Source organism: Leptospira congkakensis (assembly GCF_004770265.1).
GTDB classification, from domain to species: domain Bacteria; phylum Spirochaetota; class Leptospiria; order Leptospirales; family Leptospiraceae; genus Leptospira_A; species Leptospira_A congkakensis.
The window spans coordinates 1-8,608 of sequence record NZ_RQGQ01000007.1 but is presented as its reverse complement, the minus strand read 5'-3'; the positions used below and the strand labels follow the sequence as shown (position 1 = coordinate 8,608).

7 protein-coding genes are annotated in these 8,608 nt (G+C 33.9%); all 7 read left to right on the top strand.

Annotated elements, in window-relative coordinates; all coding sequences use genetic code 11:
* Positions 1–312 precede the first annotated feature (312 nt).
* The 7 genes from EHQ70_RS05765 to EHQ70_RS05735 all read left to right on the top strand — a co-directional run bounded on the left by EHQ70_RS05765 (position 313) and on the right by EHQ70_RS05735 (position 8,456).
* Positions 313–912 carry an SH3 domain-containing protein gene (locus EHQ70_RS05765; RefSeq protein WP_244288232.1) on the top strand — a complete coding sequence of 200 codons (600 nt, stop codon included), beginning with the start codon at positions 313–315 and terminating at the stop codon, positions 910–912.
* Positions 913–1,118: 206 nt separating this feature from the next.
* On the top strand, positions 1,119–1,997 hold the full coding sequence (locus tag EHQ70_RS05760) for a hypothetical protein (RefSeq protein ID WP_135584415.1): 879 nt from the start codon (positions 1,119–1,121) through the stop codon (positions 1,995–1,997).
* Positions 1,987–2,415, top strand: a complete 429-nt coding sequence (locus tag EHQ70_RS05755; protein WP_135584413.1) for a hypothetical protein — start codon at positions 1,987–1,989, stop codon at positions 2,413–2,415. The genes EHQ70_RS05760 and EHQ70_RS05755 overlap by 11 nt, the downstream gene beginning before the upstream one ends.
* Before the next feature lie 536 nt (positions 2,416–2,951).
* Positions 2,952–4,106 carry a hypothetical protein gene (locus tag EHQ70_RS05750; RefSeq protein ID WP_135584411.1) on the top strand — a complete coding sequence of 385 codons (1,155 nt, stop codon included), beginning with the start codon at positions 2,952–2,954 and terminating at the stop codon, positions 4,104–4,106.
* 213 nt (positions 4,107–4,319) lie between these two features.
* A complete protein-coding gene (locus EHQ70_RS05745; RefSeq protein ID WP_135584409.1) occupies positions 4,320–5,348 on the top strand; it encodes a hypothetical protein in 1,029 nt (342 codons plus the stop codon).
* 534 nt (positions 5,349–5,882) lie between these two features.
* Entirely contained in the window at positions 5,883–6,554 is a 672-nt protein-coding gene (locus EHQ70_RS05740; RefSeq protein WP_135584407.1) for a M24 family metallopeptidase, read from the top strand.
* A 213-nt stretch (positions 6,555–6,767) separates the two neighbouring features.
* Positions 6,768–8,456, top strand: a complete 1,689-nt coding sequence (locus EHQ70_RS05735) for an ATP-dependent nuclease (protein WP_135584405.1) — start codon at positions 6,768–6,770, stop codon at positions 8,454–8,456.
* The last annotated feature ends 152 nt before the right edge of the window (positions 8,457–8,608 follow it).

The window sequence follows — 8,608 nt, the reverse complement described above, 5'->3', positions numbered from 1 at the left end:
AGTTCTTTCTTATTGTTAATATATTCTCGAACGGCACACTGCAACTAACAGCGTCTTAACGCTTCACTTCGGCACAAGGCCTCGTTCGGCCTTCGGCAAATTTCCCGTTCTCCCTAACGCCTACTGCGCAGGCTCAGGGCGGGAAACTTCGTTAACACTAGTTCGTTATGCGCAAGTCCCTAAAATTTGAAAAAAATACAAATGAAAAACAAAATATCCTTTATAGTCATTCTACTCCTCCCGTTAGCTTTAAACTCGGAAAAATTAATATTCGGGGAGAACTCCATAAGTTCAAACGAAATGATCTTACAATTGGAAAATTCAAAAGCTTTATATTTTCTAAATGGTGAAGGAGATGGTTGCGATGGTTTTACAGCTAGTTTTACATATTCAGAAAATATTTATAATTTCTTTAATGTTAACTCAAATTGTAAAAACAAAAAATTAAAAGATTTCAAATGTTTTACTAAAATTGATGAAGAATCGATCAAATATCAAGAATATTTACTTTGTGATAACAAACTAGTTTTATACAATAAAAGTAAAAAGGTAAATGAAGGATTAATTAAAAATTTCAAAGGAATTCAAGTTATTACTCAAGGTTTAAAAAATGCTACAGTTACTTCTAATCTAAAAATGAGAGAAAAACCTTCGAAAGATTCAAAATCATTTGAATGCTTTTTTAGTCACTTGGATGATGAAAGTATAAGTAATAAGGAAATTTCGTTTATACCAAAAAATTACACAATTACGGTTATTGCTAAAACAAAAAATGAGGATTATATTGGTGATAAGAAAAATTTCTGGTATTTGATTTTTCCTATCTCTGATTCATATAATGGATGTTTATTAAAAAATTCTGACCAAAAAGAAGGTTGGGTTTTTGGAGAATACATCAAATTGGATAACTAGGGACCAGCGCATAACAGCGTCTTCCCGCTACGTTTCGGCACAAGGCCTCACTCGGCCTGCGGCAAATTCCCTTCCGGCACGCTTCTTGCCCAGCAAGAAGTCGCGCCGACGCCAACACCTCCTACGGAGGCTCGGCTACAGGGAACTTCGGGAACACTAGTTCGTTATACGCCATTATGTAAAATCAACAAGAGTTTAAGAATAAAATGGAAATTATTTATCCAATTAAAATAGAATACGATAAAAACATAAAAGGCGCCAGCAGAATCTTTAAATCAATGGCGATGTCAATAGATTCATTCGCTAATTATGACAAGTATGTTAGCAATCTTATTTTTCATGATTTAGAGATTGAACAATATCTTGAAGAAATCCAAATTTCTTCTTTGAAAAGCTTTATAAGAGCTTTCTTTATGGAATCAAAAAATTCTAAATTAAGTTCATCAAAAATAGAAAACGAACAATTAAATCAATATTTAACAGAAGTCCATACTCATGCAGCAAACACTCTAAACGAAAGTAAAGAAATTAATAGTTCCAAAACAATTAATGAATTAGCAAAAAATATTGAAAGATCTGCAGAAAATGCAGGTTTAAAAAACGGAAATTTATATATACCGCCAGTAGCAAATGATATAATACCTATGCTAATAGAATTAAATCAAGCTATTAATAGTCTCGATGTTCACGATCGTTTTTATATTGGTAACGATACGCAAATATTAGTCGATAAAGATAGAATTATATCTAAAGAGTTAATTCGAAAAGATATGACGGTTAGAACTATCGAAAACGAGCAAAGCAATGTTTATCCTCTAAAAAAACCAGATCTCCTCGGGATATCTATGTGGGAATTCCAAGACAAAAAACATATAATCAATGTAAAAATAATGGATGAAGAGTGGCTTTTGAAAGTTCAATCCGGAGCAATTCCAATTATAGCAGGCACTCGCGTAAGAGCCAGATTTAAGTATATTACTCACTTAGACGAAAAAGACAGACCGCTTTCAAATGAAATCTATTTAATGAAATTCGAAGAATTTATACCAAGAAATGGAGAAAATGAAGAATTATATGGAAGATAAAGATTCAGATAAATTTGTAACTATTCCAATAATTGTTTCAGAAGTAATTTTTTTACTTCTACCTCTTTTTGTCCTAATAATTCTTGATCTTACATCTGAAAATTTCATTTCTGTTATCACATCTAGAGATTTAGGATTAGTTTCAATTGTTTGTTGGGGACAAGGCTTAGTAAAAACTGTATCAGGTTTAATCAAATCCAGTGATACTAAAAACTGGATGAATGTGTCATTGTATGTTTCTATTGTAATAGCCTTGGGAATTACACCTTCCTTAATATTTTATAGTAAAATTCATATAAATAGATACGTTGACAATTCAATTTATTGGGTACAGGGAATCTCTTTCATACTTTCATTTATTCATTATTGCACTGTAGGCCTATTTGCAAACGATTTACTCAATAGTAATAATACATAACGTCGTATAACAGCGCGGAAACGCTGCGCTTCGGCACTTACGGCCTCGCTTGGGCTGTGCCACATTCCCCTCCTGGCACTCGCTTGCATCCGCAAGCTACGTGACCAGTCCCTAACGTCCCGTTGGGACTCAGGGTCGGGGAACGTCGTCTCCGCTAATTCGTTAGTTGCAATATGCTAAATTTCGTTCTCGTCATGTTTCTTTATTTTACTTTTTTATTTATACGGAAGTCTGGACTAACAGTATATCTAACTCTTAACGCTTGTTGATTAAAGTCTTTCTTTGATTTACTTTGCTTCGTCTGTTGAAGAATTCTGGTGGGACTTCCAGTTCCATTTTATCTACACTTTTTTACTCGCAAGGCATACTGCAACTAACAGCGTCTTAACGCTTCACTTCGGGACAGGCCCTCGTTCGGCCTTCGGCAAATTTCCCGCTACCCTAACGCCTACTACGCAGGCTCAGGGCGGGAAACTTCGTTAACACTAGTTCGTTATGCGACATTTAAAATATTTTCCAAGAGGATGTTTAAACATATGTTAGCTATAAAAAGAAAAATTATCTCTCCACTCATTTTCTTTATATTTATTATTAATTGTAGGGATTTAAATCGATTACCAAATTTTTTAACTTTTAGTAGAGAATCTAATAAATATACAAGCATTGTTGATCCTAGTTTAAGAAAATATTTAATTTCCACAAATGATTTATGGATATCTATAGATGAAAATGACATGGAATTAAAAAATTTCGAAAATAATAATTTTAAAGATACAAAATATTTACTTCGAAAAGGCGAGCTTTTTGAAATTATAGGAGGATACCCATCAATTGATAATGTAGAAATGTATTTAATCTACCAACCATCGGCTATTCACTGGGTGTCCGCAAAAACTAAAAAACAAATAGCTATGGATAATGCCCATATCAAACTATCTTATTTAGAACAATTTGATTTTACTTATTCGAAAGTACTTGCTGCCAAGTATGGCGGTATACTTATCTATGAAAAACCTGATTTTAAGTCGACAGTTCTATTTAAAGTAAATGAATACGAAAATAATTGGTTGTGGAAGATAAAACCTGAATTTAAAAACGAAAATCCTATATATTTTCTTTCGGCAACAGAAACAAAGGATAGAAAATTCAATAAACTGGGTAACTGGATTAACATATCTTACAAAAATGTAAACGGTTTCGTTTTTTCTAGCGACGTTATACCTATAGCTGAGCATTGTTCTAAAATTCCAATAATTAACAAATCGAATAAGCTTCCAAAAAAAGAATCGCTCATTAATAGTTATGGAGATAACATTTTATATAGATATGGTTTAGGAGATAATTTATGGGGTATTTTAATTAAAGAAGATAAATTCTATTCTTATGCATTAACCAAGACTGCTTACTACTGTGGAGAACGCAGAAATTTCCACGTGGTAAAGATAATTGATATTAAAACTTTTCTATCTCCTACACCAGTGGAATTTAACGCAACCCAAGTTGGAGGAGGCATATTCTGTAAAAATAAAGAGCATATTGGTACAGATATGTTTATTATTTACAATGAACAAATTGCGAAAAACAATATAAAAAACACATTCTCTATCGACGCTAATACTCAGAGAATTTTTGAATTAAATTCGGCAAAGACAACTTGCGAGGATATTTGTGATAAAAACGATTGCGATTAAACGTCGCATAACAGCGACTAACCGCTTCGCTTCGGGACTTGCGCCCTCGCTCGGTCTCCGACACATAGGCTTCTGGCACTCCTCTTGCTTACGCAAGCGTCGTTCCAGTCCCTAACGTCCCGTTACCGGGACTCAGGGCCAGCCTACGTCGGTTAGTCTAGTTCGTTATGCGAAAGAGACCAAACTAGCTAAAACATAGAACATGGAATTAAAATGACAATCACAGAAACTATCGAATTTTTGGAAACTTTCGAAAGAGAAGCGATAAACTCCTCAGAATTTTCTCAGGTGAGAACCCTTATCTCAGATATTCTACATATTCGGGGGCAAATTGAAGAAAGTTTAGTAAGTCGGCAAAATTACTCAGTTAATTATGATTCTTACAGACATTCCGTAAATAATGCAATTGATACTGCCATGAAAACGTTTTCTCCATCAAAAGCTGGACAACGATTGGCTTACTCACGTCAATTGGTGGTTACAGACCTTTCAGAAAATATTAAAGAAAGTACATCAATATATATTGATACTCTAGAAAAATTTTTAAATCAAATAGAAGCAAAAAAGTTAGCAGGAGCAAACAATTTACCAGAAATCTATCAAACATGTTACGATATAAAAAAATCTGAAACAACATTATTATCTTACTTATCTGGCTTACGAGATTCAATTAGCTTGATAAATAATTTCTCACTTAAGACAGATGAAATAGCTTCTACATTTAACTTTGAATCTAATTCTGAATCTCTACAACTTCACATTGAAACCTGTAATATGCTAATAGTAATTTATCAAAACTTATGTGAAATAGCCAGAATATCATTAATTGAATATCCACTTCAATTAAAAAGTCATTATTCAGGATCAGATCATCTATCTTTATCAGGCCATCCAGCTACAATCGAAATTCTTGGTAAACTATTGCTAAATGCAGGCAATTATTTTTCCGAAAATTATACTAATTCTGGCGAATTTCAAAAGCTAAGCAGGCAATTCGAAGAAACAGATAAACAATTAAAAATAACACAATTGCTTGCAGAAAATAATATAGATGTCTCAGAAACACAAGAAATTCTCAAAAAGAACTTACATTTTATTGCAGCTGCTCTAAATGAAAATCTTCGCAATCAATATAAGATCAGCGTAAACGAATCTACAATCCAGCTTTATCCTGAAAAAAGACTAATGATTACCTATGAACCTAAAAAAATCCTAGGCACTTTGTTTGACGAAACTGTATAAAATGGTCTCCTTCGCATAACAGCAACTAACCGCTTCGCTTCGGGACTGGCGCCCTCGCTCGGTCTACGACACATAGTCCTCCGTCACGTTTCTTGCTTCGCAAGAAATCGCGCCGACGCTAACGCCTCCTCCGGAGGCTCAGCTACGGACTACGTCGGTTAGTCTAGTTCGTTAGTTGCAATATGCTAAATTTCGTTCTCGTCTGGTTTCTTTATTTTATTTTTTATTTATACGGAATTCTAGATCAATAGTATATTAAACTCTTAACGCTTGTTGATTAAAGTCTATCTTTGATTTACTTTGCTTCGTCTGTTGAAGAATTCTGGTGGGACTTCCAGTTCCATTTTACCTACACTTTTTTACTCGTAAGGCACACTGCAACTAACAGCGTCTTAACGCTTCACTTCGGGACTAGCCCTCGTTCGGCCTTCGGCAAATTTCCCGCTGACCCTAACGCCTACTACGCAGGCTCAGGGCGGGAAACTTCGTTAACACTAGTTCGTTATATGCAATTCAGCAAAATAAATTAAGAATATGAATAGAAAATTAGAAAAACTTAAAGAAACACAAGAAAAAGCAAATGAACTTTTTGATATAATTGAAAAAGAAAATGTAATACGACCAAACATTTCCGAAAGACAATTGAGTTCAGAAATCTATGAAATAGCAAAAGATAGACTCGGTATTACAAAATATTGGCATAAAAAAATTGTAAGAACTGGAATAAATACAATCTTTCCTTACGATGAAAATCCAAATACTTTAATTATTAATGAAGATGATATACTTTGGATTGATTTTGGACCTATATTCGAAAACTATGAAGCAGATTTCGGAAGGACATATATTCTAGGAAATAATCTAGAAAAATTAAACATAAAATCTACAGTCGAAAAGGCTTGGTATGCTGCCAGAGATTTTTATTTAAGTAAACCTTCCATTACAGGATTGGAATTATTTAATTTTCTCGAAGAATTTGCTCTCAATAATGGTTATATTTTTGGAAATAATATTGCAGGACATCTTATCGATGAATTTTCACATTACAAGATTCATAAATCTAGTCCTCAAAACTATATCTGCAAAGAAAACTTAACTAATTTAAAATCCTCTTTTGATAATTTACCTAGATTTTGGATACTAGAAGTTCATTTTATTAATCAAAAAAAAGAATTCGGAAGTTTTTTTGAACAACTACTTATATAAGCTGAACTGCATATAACAGCAACTAACCGCTTCGCTTCGGGACTTACGCCCTCGCTCGGTCTCCGACACATAGGCTTTTGTCACTCCTCTTGCTTGCGCAAGCGTCGTGCCAATCCCTAACGTCCCGTTCGGGACTCAGGGCCAGCCTACGTCGGTTAGTCTAGTTCGTTATGTGCAATGCAAAGAATTTAAAATTAAAAAAGGACAATAAAAATGAGATTAGCAGGACTAATTGTAAAAAATTATAAAATCATTGGAGACACTCCTTATGAGATAAAAATTGATGAAATCGTAGTATTAATAGGACAAAATAACGCTGGCAAATCGACAATGCTCGATGCATATGAGTCATTTGCTTCTTCTGGAAAAGAACTTTCAAAAACATATTTCCATAATGAAGATGTGTCAAAGCCGATAGAAATTACTGGAATCTTCGATTCAATAACAGCAGAAGACGAGGACACCATCGGTAAAAAATGGAAATATAATGATTCAGATTATGGCGAATGTATAAAATTACGGTGGATATGGACATCACCCGAAAAAAAAGCAACAAAACAATCATTTAATCCTGAGACAGATAGTTTTGAAGATGGTGGAATGGGTGGCTGGGATACACTCATACAAAGTAGAATCCCGCAACCAATTAGAATAAAACCTACAGAGTCAGTCGAAACTACTCAAACAAAAATTGTAACTCTATTGAAGACAATTGTTAAAGATAGATTAAAAGCCGATTCAAGTAAGACAAAAGCAGCAATTGATGAAATTGAAAAATTAGCTCAAACTATTTTTTCTGAATCTAAGACTGCCTTCGATGATATAGCAAATAAAATCACAAAAAATGTTTCAACCATATTTCCAGGAACAAAAATAGAATTAATTCCCCAATCAAAAGATGCAATAGATGAAAAAATTGTCGGTGCTGAATCATTTTTAAAAGTAGGAACCGAAGGTACTTACAATAGTCCATTAATGCAACAAGGTACTGGAATACAGCGAGCGTTATTATGGTCAGCACTTTCAGTGATGTCCGATGTTGGCGATGGAAAAAAGAAAACAAAACAAACTGGAGAAGCAACTAAAATTCTATTAATAGATGAACCAGAGGCATTTCTGCATCCCCCAACAATCCGTGAAACTAGAGAATCTTTATATGATTTTGCATTGCAAAACCCTGATTGGCAAGTATTAGCCACAACTCATTCTCCAGTTTTTATTGATTTATCTAAAGATCACACAACAATTATTAGAGTCGATGCAAACTCTTCTACTCAACGATATGTCTCGACTGACAAAATATCATTCGAAGTAGATGAGCGAACAAGATTACAAATGATTCGCGCCTCGAATCCAATGGTTAATGAATTCTTTTTTTATGAAAATATAATATTAGTAGAGGGACCTACCGAACAAATTGCAATTCAACATATAGCAAAAGAAATTGGCTTAAATATTCATGTAATCAACTGTTTAGGAAAAGCAAATATTACTTTGTTTTCACGAATACTAAACCAATTCAAAGTACCTTATATTGTAATTCATGACTCTGACACTCCAAAAATTAAACGCAAAGGAAAACATATACAAGCAGCTATGTGGACGATCAATGAGCGAATTCGTCAATCTATTGATTTCTCCCTTGATTCAAATTTGTATGTTCAAGTCCCAAATTTTGAAGGCGAATTTTTAAATGAAGAATTATCAAATGGAAAAGTAGACAGAGTTATTGAACTTCTTTCCGATAAAACAAGCGCTGAATATAAGCTGTTATTGGATCAATATACCAAAATATTAAAGAGAGAACCATTAGTCTTTCAAAATTCCGAAACCAAATTCAATGAAAAAATTGCAAATTACAAAATAAAGAATAAATTAGAAACTAACCCACTATGGAATTAGATTACATTTAACCTTTGCACTGCACATAACAGCGACTAACCGCTTCACTTCGGGACTTACGCCCTCGTTCGGTCTGCGACACATAGGCTTTTGTCACTCCTCTTGCTTGCGCAAGCGTCGTGCCAATCCCTAACGTCCCCTTCCGGGACTCA

What these genes read in the sequence shown, in the direction of transcription:
- EHQ70_RS05760 (WP_135584415.1), top strand. Translation starts at nt 1,119, where the DNA reads ATGGAAATTATTTATCCAATTAAAATAGAATACGATAAAAACATAAAA.
- EHQ70_RS05755 (WP_135584413.1), top strand. Translation starts at nt 1,987, where the DNA reads ATGGAAGATAAAGATTCAGATAAATTTGTAACTATTCCAATAATTGTT.
- EHQ70_RS05750 (WP_135584411.1), top strand. Translation starts at nt 2,952, where the DNA reads ATGTTAGCTATAAAAAGAAAAATTATCTCTCCACTCATTTTCTTTATA.
- EHQ70_RS05745 (WP_135584409.1), top strand. Translation starts at nt 4,320, where the DNA reads ATGACAATCACAGAAACTATCGAATTTTTGGAAACTTTCGAAAGAGAA.
- EHQ70_RS05740 (WP_135584407.1), top strand. Translation starts at nt 5,883, where the DNA reads ATGAATAGAAAATTAGAAAAACTTAAAGAAACACAAGAAAAAGCAAAT.
- EHQ70_RS05735 (WP_135584405.1), top strand. Translation starts at nt 6,768, where the DNA reads ATGAGATTAGCAGGACTAATTGTAAAAAATTATAAAATCATTGGAGAC.